The sequence below is a fragment of the Nocardia brasiliensis genome, from assembly GCF_042691675.1.
GTDB classification, from domain to species: domain Bacteria; phylum Actinomycetota; class Actinomycetes; order Mycobacteriales; family Mycobacteriaceae; genus Nocardia; species Nocardia brasiliensis_D.
This window is the reverse complement of record NZ_CP170507.1, coordinates 7483431-7498093: the sequence shown is the minus strand read 5'-3', so window position 1 is coordinate 7498093 and position 14663 is coordinate 7483431. Positions and strand designations below refer to the sequence as shown.

Annotated in this window: 16 protein-coding genes; 14 read left to right on the top strand and 2 right to left on the bottom strand. The window is 65.6% G+C overall.

What is annotated here, in order from left to right:
• The first annotated feature begins 37 nt into the window (after positions 1-37).
• From ACFK0J_RS34605 to ACFK0J_RS34555, 11 genes are all read left to right on the top strand, one after another.
• Entirely contained in the window at positions 38-652 is a 615-nt protein-coding gene (locus tag ACFK0J_RS34605; RefSeq protein WP_378733905.1) for a dTDP-4-dehydrorhamnose 3,5-epimerase family protein, read from the top strand.
• Positions 649-1677 carry an NAD-dependent epimerase/dehydratase family protein gene (locus tag ACFK0J_RS34600; RefSeq protein ID WP_378733904.1) on the top strand — a complete coding sequence of 343 codons (1029 nt, stop codon included), beginning with the start codon at positions 649-651 and terminating at the stop codon, positions 1675-1677. Before ACFK0J_RS34605 ends, ACFK0J_RS34600 begins: the two co-directional genes overlap by 4 nt.
• Positions 1674-2930, top strand: coding sequence for a methyltransferase domain-containing protein (locus ACFK0J_RS34595; RefSeq protein ID WP_378733902.1), 1257 nt, complete (start codon positions 1674-1676; stop codon positions 2928-2930). The genes ACFK0J_RS34600 and ACFK0J_RS34595 overlap by 4 nt, the downstream gene beginning before the upstream one ends.
• Before the next feature lie 105 nt (positions 2931-3035).
• Positions 3036-4595 (top strand): MFS transporter, encoded by a 1560-nt coding sequence (locus ACFK0J_RS34590; protein ID WP_378733901.1) that lies wholly within the window; start codon positions 3036-3038, stop codon positions 4593-4595.
• Positions 4596-4853: 258 nt separating this feature from the next.
• Complete coding sequence (locus tag ACFK0J_RS34585; RefSeq protein WP_378733900.1) at positions 4854-5978, top strand: acyl-CoA dehydrogenase; 1125 nt, start codon at positions 4854-4856, stop codon at positions 5976-5978.
• A gap of 72 nt (positions 5979-6050) precedes the next feature.
• Positions 6051-7265, top strand: coding sequence for an aminotransferase class I/II-fold pyridoxal phosphate-dependent enzyme (locus tag ACFK0J_RS34580; protein ID WP_378733899.1), 1215 nt, complete (start codon positions 6051-6053; stop codon positions 7263-7265).
• Between the two features lie 101 nt (positions 7266-7366).
• Positions 7367-9196: an acyl-CoA dehydrogenase gene (locus ACFK0J_RS34575; RefSeq protein WP_378733898.1), complete on the top strand. Its 1830-nt coding sequence runs from the start codon at positions 7367-7369 to the stop codon at positions 9194-9196.
• Between the two features lie 17 nt (positions 9197-9213).
• Positions 9214-9519, top strand: coding sequence for a hypothetical protein (locus tag ACFK0J_RS34570; protein WP_378733897.1), 306 nt, complete (start codon positions 9214-9216; stop codon positions 9517-9519).
• 111 nt (positions 9520-9630) lie between these two features.
• Positions 9631-10200, top strand: coding sequence for a hypothetical protein (locus ACFK0J_RS34565; protein WP_378733896.1), 570 nt, complete (start codon positions 9631-9633; stop codon positions 10198-10200).
• A gap of 70 nt (positions 10201-10270) precedes the next feature.
• Positions 10271-11050, top strand: a complete 780-nt coding sequence (locus ACFK0J_RS34560; RefSeq protein WP_378733895.1) for a glutamine amidotransferase — start codon at positions 10271-10273, stop codon at positions 11048-11050.
• Positions 11051-11124: 74 nt separating this feature from the next.
• Positions 11125-11826: an endonuclease/exonuclease/phosphatase family protein gene (locus ACFK0J_RS34555; protein WP_378733894.1), complete on the top strand. Its 702-nt coding sequence runs from the start codon at positions 11125-11127 to the stop codon at positions 11824-11826.
• 5 nt (positions 11827-11831) lie between these two features.
• Here the strand turns inward: ACFK0J_RS34555 and ACFK0J_RS34550 are convergent, their stop codons facing one another.
• Positions 11832-12755, bottom strand: a complete 924-nt coding sequence (locus ACFK0J_RS34550; RefSeq protein WP_378733893.1) for a hypothetical protein — start codon at positions 12753-12755, stop codon at positions 11832-11834.
• A 155-nt stretch (positions 12756-12910) separates the two neighbouring features.
• The gene (locus ACFK0J_RS34545; RefSeq protein ID WP_378733892.1) at positions 12911-13282 is read right to left on the bottom strand and encodes a MerR family transcriptional regulator; all 372 of its coding nucleotides are present in this window, start codon (positions 13280-13282) and stop codon (positions 12911-12913) included.
• 134 nt (positions 13283-13416) lie between these two features.
• Here ACFK0J_RS34545 and ACFK0J_RS34540 point away from each other — a divergent pair, with 134 nt between their 5' ends.
• From ACFK0J_RS34540 to ACFK0J_RS34530, 3 genes are all read left to right on the top strand, one after another.
• Positions 13417-13836: an Hsp20/alpha crystallin family protein gene (locus ACFK0J_RS34540; RefSeq protein ID WP_218471548.1), complete on the top strand. Its 420-nt coding sequence runs from the start codon at positions 13417-13419 to the stop codon at positions 13834-13836.
• Positions 13837-13874: 38 nt separating this feature from the next.
• Positions 13875-14147, top strand: a complete 273-nt coding sequence (locus tag ACFK0J_RS34535; RefSeq protein WP_378733891.1) for a hypothetical protein — start codon at positions 13875-13877, stop codon at positions 14145-14147.
• Between the two features lie 288 nt (positions 14148-14435).
• Complete coding sequence (locus ACFK0J_RS34530; protein WP_378733890.1) at positions 14436-14645, top strand: hypothetical protein; 210 nt, start codon at positions 14436-14438, stop codon at positions 14643-14645.
• Positions 14646-14663 lie beyond the last annotated feature (18 nt).

The following is a 14663-nucleotide window of genomic DNA, read 5'->3' as shown; positions in this document are numbered from 1 at the left end:
ACAGGCAGCGCGGCGGTCGCCGGGCCGGGGGCGTCCGGTGACACCGGAACCGGGGTTCAAGGAATGCGGCATCGAAGGCGCCTTCGAGTTCACCGCGCCCGTCTATCGGGACGGCCGCGGCTTGTTCACCACCCCGTTCCGCGAGTCCGCCTTCCGATCCGCGCTGGGGCGACCGCTGTTTCCGGTGAAGGACATCAGCTTCAATGTCTCCGCGCGCGGTGTGCTCCGGGGCATCCACTACACCACCACGCCGCCGGGACGCGCGAAGTACGTGTACTGCCCGCGCGGTCGAGTCACCGACTATCTGGTCGATCTGCGCGTCGGCTCGCCCACCTTCGGCCAATGGGACGCAACGGAACTCGGTGGCCCCGGCGGGCGCGCGCTCTATATCCCGGTCGGCGTGGGGCATGCCTTCCTGTCCCGCGCGGACGATTCGGTGATCGTCTACGTGATGTCCGAAGAGTATGTCCCGGAACAAGAGTGCGCTGTCTCGCCGCTGGATCCCGAACTGGGCCTGCCCATTCCGTGGGACATGGGGATCGCGCAGTCCAAGCGCGATCTGATCGCTCCCACCCTGGCCCAAGCCGGTGAGCGGGGCTTGTTGCCCGACTACCGGGCCTGCCGGAAAGTCGAGGCCGAACTGTGGCAATGACAACGCCGGAACACGTCACGATTCTCGGAGCCAGCGGGTTCGTCGGCTCGGCCGTGCTGCGCGAATTGGCCATGCGTCCCATCCGGATTCGGGCCATCGCACGCAGGCCCGCGCCGGTGCCCGCTGCCGCCGTCGCCGATATCGAGGTGTGCACGCTCGACCTCACCGCGCCCGGCGCGGTACGTGCCGCCATCGCGGACACCGACATGGTTGTCCATACGGTCGCGCATATCGCGGGCGCGTCGACCTGGCGGATCGATGCCGGAGACACCGAAGCCGAACGGGTCAATGTGGGTGTCGTCCGCGACCTCATCGACGCCGCGGCCGAACACGGCGGCTCCCGCACGCTGCCGCGCGTCGTCTTCGCCGGCACGACAACGCAAGTCGGCGTGACCGAGAAGGAGATCCTCGACGGATCCGAGCCGGACCGGCCCGCCGAGGAATACAGCAGGCAGAAGCTGACCGCCGAGCAATTGCTGCTCGCGGCGACCGACGACGGGGTGCTGACGGCTACCTCGCTGCGGCTGCCGACGATTTTCGGTTTCGTCCCGCACGCGGCGGTCAGCGATCGGGGCGTCATCGCCACGATGGCCCGGCGGGCGCTGGCCGGCCAGCCGCTGACGATGTGGCATGACGGATCGGTGCGGCGGGATCTGCTCTTCGTCGAGGATGTCGCTCGGGCCCTGGTGGCGGCGTGCGATCAGGTGGACGAATTGTGCGGGCGCGCCTGGCTTGTCGGGTCGGGGACCGGATCCCCGCTCGGCGCGGTGTTCGCCACGATCGCCGATGTCGCGGCCGGGTACACCGGTGCGGCGGTGCCCGTCGTGTCGGTGGCCGCGCCCGAATATGCCGCGCCCGGAGACTTTCGCAGCGTCACGGTCGATTCCTCGGCCTTCCGTGCGGTCACCGGTTGGTCGCCGCGGGTCGACCTGGACGACGCGCTGCGGCGCATGGTCGCCTTCTGCGCCGGTGACCGCGAACAGGTTTCGCCGGTGCTCGTCGAGCAACCGGCGGACTCCCGATGAACGAGCTTGTGCAACAGCAATTTTCGACCGATAGAGGAAACATGTGCCGTATTTGTGGTGGAACCGTGCAGGAGTTCATGGACTTCGGCCGCCAGCCGCTCTCCGACGCCTTTCTGACCCCCGAGGAGGTGGCCGACGAATTCTTCTACCAACTGCAGGTCGGCGTGTGTGCGTCCTGCGCGATGGTGCAGCAGTTGGAGGAGGTGCCGCGGGAGCGGATGTTCAATGACTCCTATCCCTACGTGTCCTCGGGCTCGAGCCGGATGCGGGACCACTTTTCGCGCACCGCGGCGGGGTTCCTGGAGTCGGAACTGACCGGACCGAACCCGTTCATCGTGGAGATCGGGTCGAACGACGGAACCATGCTCAGCACCATCAAGGCCGCCGGTGTGCGCCACCTCGGCGTCGAACCGTGCGGCGGCGTCGCCGATGTGGCCCGCGCCGCCGGTATCCGGGTGCGCTCGGACTTCTTCGAGGAGTCCGTCGGCGCGGATATCGCGGCGAACGACGGGCCCGCGAACGTCATCTTCTCGGCGAACACGATCTGCCACATCCCGTATCTGGATTCGATCTTCCGCGGAGTCGATGCGCTGTTGGCACCCGACGGCGTGTTCGTGTTCGAGGATCCCTACCTGGGCGACATCGTCGAGAAGACCTCGTTCGACCAGATCTACGACGAGCATTTCTATCTGTTCTCGGCGCGGTCGGTGGCGGCGATGGCCCGGCAGTTCGGTTTCGAGCTCGTCGACGTGCTTCGTCTGCCGGTACACGGGGGCGAGGTGCGGTACACCATCGCGCGGGCCGGTGCGCGCACGCCGACCGAGGCGGTCGCCGAGCTCATCGCCGCCGAGGACAAGCACGGCCTGGCCGAGTTGTCGACGCTGCAGAAGTTCGCCGCCGAGGTGGACAAGATCTGTCACGACCTCGTCGACCGGCTCGAGGAGCTGCGCGACAGCGGTGTGCGGGTGGCCGGGTACGGCGCCACCGCCAAGAGCGCGACGATGACGAACTACGCGGGTATCGGGCCAGATCTCGTGCCCTGCGTGTTCGATACGACCCCGGCCAAGACGGGCCGCCTGATGCCGGGCTCCCATATTCCGGTCCTGCCCGCCGCGCAGTTCGCGGCGTACGGCGCCGAGTGCGTGGTGCTCTTCGCGTGGAACCACGCCGAGGAAATCATCGCCAACGAGCGGGAATTCGCGGCGCGCGGTGGCCGCTGGCTCGTCTACGTACCGGACGTGCGGCTGCTCTGATTTCGGGATTGATCCTTGACTGTGTCTTTACTCTGTGCCGCAATAGCACTAAATTAGAACAGTGATCTAATACACGGTCATCTCAGGACGATTGGAGCTCAGAGGATGCTCGGTTCGACGCAACAAGGGGCAGCGCCACCGCCGCGGGCTGCCTCGGCACGCTGGATCGCCCTAACGATCCTGGTCATCCCCGTCGTGCTGGTGGGGATGGACATGTCTGTGCTCTACCTGGCGATACCGTCCATCGGCAAGGATCTCGCGCCGAGCAGCAGCCAAATGCTCTGGATCATGGACAGTTACGGCTTCGTACTGGCCAGCCTGTTGATCGTGATGGGCAATATCGGTGACCGGATCGGCCGGCGCAGGCTGCTGCTCATCGGCGTGGCGATATTCGGCGTGGCGTCGGCGGTCGCCGCCTTCGCGCCGACCACCGCCGTGCTGATCGCCGCCAGGGCGGCGATGGGCATCGGCGGTGCGACCTTGATGCCGTCCACCTTGGCTCTTATTCGCAACATCTTCGAGGACGGCGAGGAACGGACCAAGGCCATCGGCATCTGGACGGCCGCGTTCGTCGGCGGCGGCGCGCTGGGACCGGTTCTCGGCGGTGTGCTGCTGGACTTCTTCAGCTGGGGCTCGGTCTTCCTGATCAACGTGCCGGTGATCGTCGTGCTGCTGGTCCTCGCGCCGTTCTTGGTGCCGGAGTACGCCAATCCGGTGAACTCGCGGTTCGACATGGTCGGCGCGGTATTGCTGCTGGCGGCGATCTTGTCGAGTGTTTACGCCTTGAAACACAGTGCCGAAATCGCGGGACTCGACCGGACCAGCGTCGTGTCGCTGCTGGCCGGGCTTGCCCTCATCGCGGTCTTCGTGTTGCAACAACGGCGTACCGCGGTGCCGCTGGTCGATGCCACATTGTTCCGCAACCCGGCATTCCTGGCCGGTGTGGTCGCGGTGACGGTGGGGATGCTGGCGATGATGGGGCCGAACCTGTTCTTCGCGCAGTACCTGCAGTTGATCTTGGATATGGGTCCGTTCGAGTCCGCGCTGTGGATGCTCCCGATGACCGTCGCCGCAGCCATCGGCGCCATGTCGGCGCCGCCACTGCTCAAGGCCATCGGAACCCCGGCGACGCTGTCGGTCGGCTTCGTGATCTCCGGGATCGCCCTACTGGTGCTCAGCGCCAGCCGGGCGTCGGACGGGGTATGGATCCTGTTGGCCGGTGGCATGCTGTTGGGTCTCGGCGCCACCATCGTCATCACCCCGGCCACCGAATCCGTTGTCTCCGAAGCGCCACCGGACCGCGCCGGTGCGGCCTCGGCGATCTCGGAGACCGGATCCGAACTCGGTGGTGCGCTCGGCATCGCGATTTTGGGGTCGATCGGCGCGGCCGTCTACCGGCTGTCGGTGGACGTTCCCGCGGGGCTGCCGCCCGAAGCCGGCGACGTGGCCGAGGACACCCTCGCGGGGGCCCATCAAGTCGCCGGACAGCTCCCCGCGGAGGTGGGAGGTGCGCTGCTGGACAACGCGCGGTCGGCCTTCGCGTCGGGCTTCTCGGTCGCCGCGGTCGCGGCCGCCGCGATCATGTTCGGCTTGGCCGTCGTCGTGCCGCTGCTGGCTCGCCGGTCGATCAAGACGGAAGAAGTGCCGGTGAAAACCGCTCCTTGATCAGTAGCTTTTCTTCCTGGTGTCGACGCCTCGCGTCGGCACCAGGAATTTTGCGTCGGCGCATTCGAGCGTGCCGGGAAATGGTTGTCGAATATCGGCAGCGGTGCGCCGGTGACGCATATACCGCGGGCGATGCGTAATCGACTATGCGTCGCGTGCGGAATTGTAATCTCTTGCGGCACAACGTGACTTGGCTATGCTGGCATTAAATATGGCGCGTGCTTGCACATAATTTTTGCTGGCAAGAAGGGAACAAGAATGGCTGCCAAGTCCACCCTGGCCGCAGCTCGGGAAACGACGGAACGTCTGCTTCCAGGGTTGCTCGACGAACTCGACGCGAGCGGTGAATCGATTTCCGATCGCGATGAACGCAGTCTCATTCCGGCATGGGTTCGAAACGATGGACCGCTCCTCTGCACGCCGCGCGAGCTGGGTGGTCTCGGCGCGACGGCGGTCGAGGCGGTGCAGGTGCACATCGCGATCGGCTCGATCGCGCCCGCGCTCGGCGCGGCAACGACCATGCATCATCTGTCCATCGCGGCCCTTGCCGAATTCGCGGAGCAGGCCACCGAGACCGAGCGGCAAATGATCCGGCAGCTGGCCGTCGACCGGCAGGTGCTCGCCTCCGGTTTCTCCGAGGGCAGGCCGGGCGGTTCCATCTTTCACCCCACCATGCGGGCGACCAAATGCGATGGCGGCTATCTGCTGACCGGTCGTAAGGCGCCGTGCTCGCTGTCGGATTCGATGGATGTGATCGTCGCCAGTGTCGAGTTGGACACGGGCGAGCGGGCGATCGCCTTGGTCCCAGCGAATTCGGAGAACCTGACCGTGCGGCCGTTCTGGCGCGCTACCACGTTGCGCGGTGCCGAGTCCGGCCTTGTCGAACTCGACGGGGTGTTCTGTGCCGAGGAAATGGTGATCAAGAACGCGCTCGACGATACCGGCGAGACCGAATTGCTCGGCTACCAGTGGTTCGGCCTGCTCATCCTCGGCACCTATCTGGGCGCGGCTTACGCGCTGCTGCGGGACACGCTGGCCCGGGAGGGGAATGTCGATCCCAAGGGAGTGGCCGGCATGGCGGGTTTCCTGCCCGCCGTGGAGAACTCGCTGATCGGATTGGCCGCGGAGCTCGACGCGAAACCGGTCACCGCCGACTCGGCCGCGGAGTTGCTCGCGTTGCGCGAGGCGTTCGACGACTGCATCGATTCCCTCGTCGGGAAGGTCAAAATGGCCGCGGGCGGCATCGCCTATATGCGGAATCCCGATATCGGGTACCTGGCGGAAGTGTGCACTGTCCACCGATTCCACCCGCCATCGATGCGCGACTCGGGTGCCAACCTCGTCGCTTGGCTGCGAAACGAGCGCGAGTTCCGATTCGTGTAATTCTCGGCCTCACATCCGGTTGCTGAATGCTGCCGATCTGTATCAAACTATCGAACGAAAGCATGATTTAGGATGTCGCATAAACTGATCGAACGGCTCGCAGCCAAGTCCCTGCCACGGCTGATCTGTGAGCTCGAGGAGAAGTCCATTTCTCCGTTCTTCCGAACGATGCAGTCCGCCGTCGGAGCCTCCGTGCAGATGGAAGACCGGCAGGTAATGATGTTCGGCTCCAACAACTACCTCGGGTTGGCCGCGGAGACGCGGGTGCTGCATTCGGCCAACCGCGGCATCCACGAGTTCGGCAGCGCGACGACGGGCAGTCGACTGCTCAACGGCACCGTGCAACTGCATGTCGATATCGAGGAGCGGCTTGCCCAGTGGTACGGGACCGATGGCGCGCTGGTGTTCACCTCCGGGTATACCGCCAATGTCGGCACGATTGCCGCGCTGCTCGGGCGTGAGGACATCGCCGTCGTCGACGCCTACGCGCACGCTTCGATCATCGATGGCGTCCGGCAATCGGGTGCGCGGCTGCGGCGGTTCGAGCACAACAACGTCGACAGCCTGCGCGCGGCGCTCGCCGAGGTCGGCGACACCTCCGGCGACGTACTTGTCATCGTGGACGGGCTCTACTCGATGGAGGGCAGCCTTTCGCCGCTCGCCGATATCGTCGCCGTCACCAAGAGTGCGGGCGCCGCGATCATGGTGGACGAAGCGCATTCGCTCGGCATCTACGGCGAGCACCGCCGCGGTTGGGCCGAGGAATGCGGCGTGCTCCCCGAGGTCGATGTGCTCATGGGGTCGCTGTCGAAAGGGCTCGGCAGCACCGGCGGCTTCATCGTCGGCTCGGCGGAACTCATTGCCGGACTGCGGGGCGCGGCGCGGAGTCTGATTTTCAGCACCTCGGCGACACCGGCCAGCGTCGCGGCCGCGAACGAGGCCATCCGCATCGTGATGAGCGACGAGGGAAAGGTGTTGGCCGCGCGGGTCGAGGACGCGGCGCGCACCCTGACCGGACTGCTCGACGACAAGGGCGTGAAAGTCGAAGGGGCGACCGACCATTGGTCGCCGATCCTGCCCGTTGTCATCGGCGACGACGAACAGGCGATCGCGGTATGGAACGAGATCCTGCGCGGCGGTACCTACGTCGGCATCGCGATGTATCCCGCGGTTCCCAAGGACCGGGCGCTGCTGCGGGTGTGCGTGTCGGCTTCCCACGACCGGGATGACCTCGTGAAGGTGGCCGATGTGATCAGTAATGCCCTGGTCACCACGGCGGTCCGGTAACCAGCACAGACAACGGGGCGGCGGCCCGCTGCGGGCCGCCGTTTTCGTATTCGAAATTCGACAAGGTGTATTCGCGCTATCGATATTCTGAGAGCTGAAACATGGGACATTACAGGAGTAACGTTCGGGACCTGGAGTTCAATCTGTTCGAGGTACTCGGCCTGAATTCGATCCTCGATTCCGGCGCCTTCGGTGAGCTGGACACCGGCACCGTCAAAGAGATGCTGTACGAGGTTCGTCGCCTGGCCGAGGGGCCGCTGGGTGAGCCGTTCGCCGAATCCGACCGCAACCCACCGGTTTTCGATCCGGAAACGCACAGCGTCGCCCTGCCCGAAGCCTTCAAGAAGAGCTGCCGCATCGTTCGTGAGGGTGGCTGGGACAAGCTGGTCGTCGCGAAGGAACTCGGCGGTATCGAGGTGCCGCGGGCGGCGATGTGGGCGATCGGCGAACTGATCCTCGGCGCCCAACCGGCGGCATTCCTCTATGAGATGGCCGGCGCCTCGTTCGCGAACATCTTCTACCACAACGGCACCGAAGAGCAGCAGCGTTGGGCGAAGATCATCGCCGAACAGGGTTGGGGCGCAACGATGGTGCTCACCGAGCCCGACGCGGGTTCCGACGTCGGCGCGGGCCGCACCAAGGCGGTCAGGCAGGAGGACGGCTCGTGGCACCTGGAGGGGGTGAAGCGGTTCATCACCTCCGCCGACTCCGACGACCTGTTCCCCAACATCATGCACTTGGTGCTGGCCCGCCCCGAGGGCGCCGAGCCGGGCACCGAGGGCTTGTCACTGTTCTTCGTGCCGAAATTCCACTTCGACCGCGAGACCGGCGAACTCGGCGAGCGCAACGGCGTTTTCGTCACCAATGTCGAGCACAAGATGGGCCTGAAGGTCTCGGCCACTTGCGAACTCACCTTCGGCGGCAACGGCATTCCGGCCAAGGGCTGGCTGGTCGGCGAGGTGCACAACGGCATCGCGCAGATGTTCGAGATCATCGAGCAGGCCAGAATGATGGTCGGCGTGAAGGCGGCCGCCACGCTGTCCACCGGCTATCTGAATGCGTTGGCGTACGCGCGAACTCGAATTCAAGGCCGCGATATCGGTAGCGGGAAGGGCAAAGCCGCGCCCCGCGTTCCGATCATCCGGCATCCGGATGTGCGCCGCAGCCTGGCCATGCAGAAGGCCTACGCGGAAGGTCTGCGCGCGGTGTATCTGTACACCGCGGCGCACCAGGATGTCGTTGTGGCTCAGCAGGTTTCCGGTGCCGATGCCGAACTGGCCGCGCGGGTCAACGACCTGCTGCTGCCGATCGTCAAGGGTGTCGGTTCCGAGCGGGCCTACCAGTACCTGACCGAATCACTGCAGACCTTCGGTGGTTCGGGCTTCCTGCAGGACTACCCGATCGAGCAGTACATCCGTGACGCGAAGATCGACTCGCTGTACGAGGGCACCACCGCCATTCAGGCGCAGGACTTCTTCTTCCGCAAGATCGCCCGGGACCGTGGCGGCGCGTTGAGCCACGTGGCGGGGCAGATCCAGCAGTTCATCGAGTCCGAGGCGGGCAACGGCCGGCTCAAGGGTGAGCGCCAGTTGCTGGCCACCGCGCTGGCGGACGTGCAGGGCATGGCCGCGGCGCTGACCGGGCATCTGATGGGTGCGCAGGAGAACCCGTCGGAGTTGTACAAGGTCGGCCTGGGTTCGGTGCGCTTCCTGCTCGCTGTGGGGGATCTGCTCATCGGCTGGCGGTTGCTGCGCCAAGCCGAGGTCGCCGTCACCGCGTTGGACAACGGTGCCGATGACGCGTTCTATCACGGCAAAGTCGCTGTCGCGCAGTTCTTCGCGCGCAACGTGCTGCCGGAGCTGACCGCCGTGCGCACCGTGTTGTCGAACCTGGACAACGACATCATGGAACTCGACGAAGCCATGTTCTGAATTGAGAATTGCCTGATATGACGGACGCCTTTCTTGCCGAAACCGAACTATTACTTCGCGCCGCCTACGAGAAATTGGATGTGAATTCCGGCAATGAGCCGTTGTCTTCCGCCGCGGCCCGGATCGTGCAATGCGCCATCGAGGCGGTGACCATACTCGATCAGCCGAGCATGGTCTCCGCGGGTGAAATGATTTCCTGTGCTCGTGCGGCGGTTACCGCGGCGACGTACGCGATGCGGGAAGTCGACGGTCGGGATCGACGGCGTCGCGTGCCCGGATATGCCCGCGCGGGCGTTGATGATTCGGCCCTCGGCTCCTCCTGATGATGTACTGACCTGCTGATCGATCCTCCGATCGGAGGACGCGGAGTGCCCGCGCGCGGCCGTAATTTGGCCTGCGGACAGGTGCTTTTCGCGGATCGGTAGAGGCAGGCAATGATGGACGTTATCCGGGACAATCCGGTCGCCACGATGATCGTCGTGTCCGAGGTGGGGCTGTGGGTATTGCTGGCCGCCGGGCTGATCGCGCGCTATTTGCTGCGGCTGCGCGCGGTGGGTGCGGCGCTGCTGTGGGGTATCCCGCTGCTCGACATCGCGCTCATCGTCGCGGCGGCGCTCGATCTGCACCGGGGCGCCGAGCCGGGTCTGATCCATGGGCTGGCGGGGGTGTATCTCGGGGTCAGCGTCGCGTTCGGCCCCGCGATAGTGCGTTGGGCGGACGTGCGATTCGCGCACCGCTTCGCCGGTGGTCCCGTGCCGACGAAACCGGCCAAGGGCACGCCCGAGAAGGTGGCCGCACTGTGGCGGGAATGGCATCGCGCCGTGCTCGCGGCGACCATCGCGTCGGTGGCGCTCGGTTTGATCATCCTCACGGTCGCCGAGGGCGACCAGGCAACAAGCCTGTGGTGGTGGGTCGGTCGCTCGTGGACCGTGGTCGGCCTGTGGCTGGTCTTCGGTCCGCTGTGGGAGGAGATGTCCGCGCCGCGCAGGACGAAGCAGGCCTAGCAAACTCCGCTGGACACGCCAACGATCGGCGCACTCCTTGTCGAGTGCGCCGATCCAGCACAATCGGTACATGGCCAAGCCCTGTCTGCTGCTCCAGCTGCGGCCCGAGTGCGCCGCGGCCGACGACGAGTACCACGCCATCCTGCGCGCCTCCGGTCTCGCCGCCGGTGACGTGGTGCGAGTGCAGATGGATCGGGGCTTCCCCGATGTCGAACTCGACGACTATTCGTCGGTCATCGTCGGTGGTGGACCGAGCAATGTCAGCAGTCCTGATGGCGAGAAGTACGGCTATCAAAGGGTTTTCGAGCCCGCGCTGAAGAAGCTGCTCGCCGAGATCGTCGATCGGGACTTTCCGTATCTCGGCGCCTGCTACGGATTGAGCATCCTGGCGGACGTCCTCGGCGGCGAGGTGAGCGACGAACGATACGGTGAGACAGCAGGCGCGCAAACCATCGAATTGACCGACCAGGCCCGTGCGGACCCGCTGCTGCAAGGCATTCCGGCGTCTTTCCGGGCATTCGTCGGGCACAAGGAGGCGTGCCAAGCGGTTCCGCCCGGCGCGGTGCTGCTGGCCGGTTCGGCCGGCTGCCCGGTGCAGATGATCCGGGTGGGCGAGCACGTGTACGCGACCCAGTTCCATCCCGAACTCGACGGCGACGGACTCGCGCTGCGCATCGAAATATACCGCCACGCAGGGTACTTCGACCCGGCCGAGGCGGAATACCTGACCGCCCTCGGCCATCGGGAAACGATCACCGCGCCCAAAGAGATCCTGCGCCGATTCGTCACCAGGTACCGAGACGATCGCGACACCGCCGACACCGCTTCGGATTGCCCTGCCAAAGCCTGAGCCCACCGGGTGCGGCCGCGATGGCACAAACTTGCTAAGGCCTCGGGTTATGCTCGCGCACTAGCGTCGGTGGAGTGACGGTCAAGGTCGATTTCGGCGAGATGCAGAAACTCATCACCGAGGTTCGCCGAGCGCAGAGTTCGCTCGATGCGGGGCTGAAGGCGTTTTCGAATGGGGCGGCGAAGCCGCCGATGGAGCCGGGGCACACGACGACCTTCGGGAACACCGGTGCGGGTGCTTCGTGTCTGAGTGCTCATGCGCAGGCCAGCGAGGTGATGCGCACCGTGCTGACCGCGTTCTCGGGTGCGGTCGAGTCCGATGCCGGCCGGTTGGCGATGGCGCTGGTGCTGTACCGGCAGATGGATGTCGCCTCGGCCGACAACCTGCTGCAGCTCAACCGCAATGCGCTCGACGTCTTCAGTACCCACTTGATGGTGGGCGGTGCGGGGAAGGACGCGCAGCAGGCAGCGCAGATCAACCGGCTACTCGGCCTGGCAGGCGGTCCGTCTCAGGGAAACACAGTGGTCGCCGGCGACTTCAATGCCCAGTCCGGCGGCAACAGCCCTTCGGCGCAGGGGATCAGGAACTTCGCCGGGCAGGGTTTCGACGTCGACACCGGCAAAATCTACGACGGCCGGGGTGGCACCTCGCAGAGCAATCTGCCGATCGACCACGTGCTGCCCCGTGGCGTCGGTTCCTCGGAGGCCACCCGATGGGAGCGGGGCGAGTCCGATCACGACGGGCAGGTCGTCGATCTGACCATGCCGAACTGGTAGCGCGCCTACTCGACGTTGATCCGGACCTTGGTGGTGGAGCGTCCCTCGTCGCCGGGGCCGAGATCGGTCACGGTGCTGCCGCCGGTCGTCACGCCGTTGCCGGTGCGCACGACCACGGCGTTGCCGAAGTCGTTCTTGCCGAACTCATCCCAGTGCCATTTGCTCGACCCCTTACCGAAGTGGACCTCCCAGTTCTCGCCGGGAGCGGCCCGCTTGTTGAGCTCGTCCTGCAGCTTGCCCGCACTGTCCTTGAAGATTTCCTGCAAGGTCGCGACGTCGACCTTGCCGTCGATGATGCGCTGCGCCAGCTGGCCGAGATCGCCCTCCTCGGTGCCCTGGTGATCCCACGGCCATGGCTTGTTGCCGCCGCCACCCTGCTGGATGTTGTAGTTGAGCATCCGCAGGCTTTTCGCCGCCCAGGTGCGCTCCCAACCCCGTAACCGGTCGACCGCCGAATTGAGGACCGCGAGCTGAGCGTTCAGCTTCTGGTCGACCCGACCGCGAATATCGTTGTAGGTCTTGACCAATTCATTGGCCATTTTCGTTTGCTCGTCGTCCTCCGGATAGAAGGTGTGCCGCCCATCCGATTGGGCATGCCAGCGCATCTTCGCCTGGAGCGGCGAGCGGGCGATGATCATCGAATTCTGATTGAATTCCAGCGTCTGGACGCATTCGCCGAGCGCTTGGGCGACCTTGCCCGCCAAATCGGCACAGTCGTCGAGATCCGGGATGAGCTTGCGTCGATGGCGGTCGTATCGGTCGGCCGCCTTGCCGGTCCATTCTTCGCCGCCGAGCACTCGGTTGGCCGTGCTCGTGATGGTGTCCGCCGCCCACGACAGCTGCTTCACCTGCGCCTTCCATCCGGCCTGCCACGCTTCGAGCTTGGCCAGATCCGCATTCAAATCCCACACATCGACAGGCTCACCCATGGAAAAATGGTAACTATCGCGCCGACAATTCCGCACAGGAATGGATGCCCGTCTTTTCGGGGCTTGCGCGGTCGGTTTCGCTCCGCACTGCGCGTATTGGGCGAAGGTGATATCCGAAGTATGAATTGTCGATAGCAATATAATGCTATTGCCGATTACCGTCGGCCGGACGTCTTGCTGCGCCTGTCGGCGCGCAGGGCGGCGTTGTCGGTACGCAGGCGGGTGTTGTCGGAATGCAAGTCGGCGTTGGCGTCTTCCAGGTCGAGAATGCGGCCGATCCCGGCGAGGTTCACCCCGGCCGCGGCCAGCGTGGCGATCCGTTGCATGCGGGCGAGGTCGTCGCTGCTGTAGCGGCGGGTGCCGCCATCGCTGCGCGCCGGGGTGAGCAGGCCGTGGCGTTCGTAGAGCCGCAGCGTTTGCACGCCGATCCCGGCCAGCTCGGCGGCCACCGAGATCCCGTACACCGCCTGCCCCGGCTCGGGCAGGTGCGACCCGTTTCGCGGCTCCTGCGGCATTGCTCTCCTCATCTCTGCGTCCTATCAGGTTTTCTATTCTAGACACTTGCACTCTCCTGTCGAGAGTGCTACAACAAATCTATGTCAGATGGCAGAGGTTATCTGACCCCGACTACGAAGAATGGAGTGACTTGGAGGTGGCGACCATGCTGATGCGTACCGATCCGTTCCGTGATCTGGACCGTTTCACGCAGCAGGTGTTCGGCACAGCGGCCCGTCCCGCGGTGATGCCGATGGACGCCTGGCGCGAAGGTGACGAGTTCCTTGTCGAACTCGACCTGCCCGGCATCGACCCGCAATCGCTGGACCTGGATATCGAGCGCAACGTGTTGACCGTCCGTGCGACGCGCCCGGAGCTCGATTCGGGACGGTCGATGATCGCCGCGGAACGTTCCCGTGGCGTATTCAGCCGCCAGTTGTTCCTCGGCGACGGCCTCGACACCGACCACATTCGCGCCGACTACACCGACGGCGTGCTGCGCCTGAGCATCCCGGTCGCGGAGAAGGCCAAGCCGCGCAAGATCGAGATCGAGCACACCGACCGGCGTCAGGCGATCAACGCCTGATCCGTACCGGCCCGACGCTTCTCGGAGGAGGCGGGGTCATGACCGGAATCGATACTCGCTCAGGAACGTTGGCCGACCTCGGGGACACGCTGCTCGTGCTCGATCCGGACCTCGAGCAGTTGTTCGCCGAGGTGGACACGATCCTTTGCGAAGCCCACGCACGGCTGGCGGAGCCGCGCCGAGCGTCGGTTCCGGTGCCGGGCCCGCGACCGCGCGCGAGCCCGCGGGTGTTCCTTCACCCGGACTGGTTGCGCGGTCGTTCCCCCGGCACCGGCCGGGCGACCCAGCGCGGTCCTCCTCCGCCGCGCTGACCAGCCCAATTACACAGTGGGACAGGGGAAGTGAGGTGATGCCCGTATCACAATGACGAATACCACGTCCGTCGGTGGTGCTGCCGCCACCGCCCTGCACCAGGCGCGTTCGAGAACACGGTGCGACCAGCCACCCGCGCATCGCCACCCGTGTGGCACACCGGGGTAGGACCGGCACCGCCACCGCGGACCAGTCGAAAAAAGTCACGTTCCTCTTCCTCCGGGCGGGCCCGGCCATCGGGCCCGCCCGGTTCACCCGTCCGCAACATCAGTGCGAGGAGGTTCGCCATGACCACGATCCCCGCGGGCAACCCCGCCGACTACGCCGAGCAGCGCATCCCCGTGCACGACCCCGAGGCCGCCGGACTCGACGCCACGGCGCTGACCCCGCTGGCCGAACGCATCCGTCGTGCCTTCGACAACGCGGACATCGCCGACCGCATCGAGCAGTCGATGATCACGCCGCTCCCGGATGACGACTACCCCTTCGCCTACTGATATCGACCAGGCCACCGA